This is a genomic window from Streptomyces sp. NPDC007162 (genome assembly GCF_040634175.1).
In the GTDB taxonomy this organism is placed as follows: Bacteria; Actinomycetota; Actinomycetes; order Streptomycetales; family Streptomycetaceae; genus Streptomyces.
Map to the genome: position 1 here is coordinate 1 of NZ_JBEYFC010000990.1, position 1439 is coordinate 1439.

General features: G+C 67.1%; 1 protein-coding gene, 1 tRNA gene and 1 pseudogene. All 3 read left to right on the plus strand.

Going from position 1 to position 1439, the window contains the following annotated elements; translation table 11 throughout:
- Positions 1-273 (plus strand): annotated as a pseudogene (locus tag ABZ646_RS46545) (carbohydrate ABC transporter permease); the annotation flags it as partial.
- A 126-nt stretch (positions 274-399) separates the two neighbouring features.
- Complete coding sequence (locus ABZ646_RS46550) at positions 400-846, plus strand: dual specificity protein phosphatase family protein (protein ID WP_360533831.1); 447 nt, start codon at positions 400-402, stop codon at positions 844-846.
- 365 nt (positions 847-1211) lie between these two features.
- Positions 1212-1282, plus strand: a tRNA-Phe gene (locus ABZ646_RS46555).
- The last annotated feature ends 157 nt before the right edge of the window (positions 1283-1439 follow it).

A 1439-nucleotide genomic window follows, 5' to 3' on the forward strand; every position in this document is an offset into this window, starting at 1 on the left:
ATCCTGCCCGTCCTGCGCCCGGCCACCGCGACCCTCGTCATCACCCTCACCCTGGCCATCTGGAACGACCTGGTCATTCCCCTGGTCCTGCTGACCTCCGACAGCAAGCAGACGATGACGCTGGACGTGTACTCCACGATCGGCACCCACGCCTACAGCACGTCCCAGCTCCTGCCCACGGTCGTCCTGGGCACCGTCCCGTTGCTCGTCGTCTTCCTCGTGCTGCAACGGCACATCGTCGCCGGTATCACCGCCGGGGTCAGCAAAGGGTGAGGCATCGGGTCGCCTTGTGGCCGAGGCCGTCCTTCAGCGGGGTTCAGCAGGGGCTGCGCCAGCGGCCCAGGGCGAGCCGTATGCGCCTGGAGTCGAGGCCGAGGCGCTTGGCGATCGGGGCAGAACGTGCGCTCGGGCACGCTGTACTCCACATGGAAGACGGCGGCGCCTTCGGTCGACGCGGTCGTCTCCCTGTGCCGCGTCGGACAGGGGCCGATCTTCTCCCGGACCGACGTCGAACACGTCCGCGTCTGGCTGGTCGACAGGGAGGGCGAGAACCCCAACCTCCACTACGCCCTCGATCAGGCGGCCCGCCAGGTGCTCCGGCTCCGCAAGGAAGGCAAGCGGGTCTTCCTCCACTGCGTCGCAGGCCGCTCGCGCACCCCCGCCGTGGCAGCGGCGTACAGCACGCTCCTGGGAACGGACCCCCGCACCACCCTGACGGAAGTCTGGGCGGCCCTGGGCAAGCACTGGACCCTCCTGGCGCACCCGCAGCTCCACGACGCCGTATACGAGCTGGCCGGGCAGCCGCCGCACCGTCCTCGCCGCCGCTTCTTCCGCAAGCGCAGGTAACCCAGGCGACGCGCCACACCGCTGAAGCCAGAAGCGCGGCCTCCACCCCGAGGTCGCGCCTTCGTCATCGTCAGCGATGAAGAACTCGACGCCCACGCCACCGCGGCGGACAACGCGCCTGGGAATCACCCGATAGAACTCAAGTGACGGGGGCGGGGCCTTTGTCGCCCCAAGAGATCTGCGGTGCTCACCGCTTCGGCCTCCCCGGCCGGCCTCAGCCGACTCCCCTCGTGCCCGTTCCCAGGGGCCTTTGGGGCCCTCTGGGAACGTGATGGGAACGGAAGGCCGAGTGAAGACAGGGAAGGACCAGAAACAGCCGGAAGACTCCGCCCGGCTGACCAGCAGGAACAGCGCAACCAGGGAAAAGCCAAGCCGGACAGGGCCATCAATAGGCCCTCTCCTAAAGCGGGTGTCGCAGGTTCGAATCCTGCCGGGGGCACAACAAAATGCCAGATAATTGGACATAGCACCCCTCCGCGAGCGTCACGGAGGGGTGCTTTTGTCCTAGACGGGAACCCCGCGGGAACGGCACGATGAGCAACCAGCAGTAACTCTGTGTCGATTACCCCATGGTTGCTTTGCATAGTTTCATC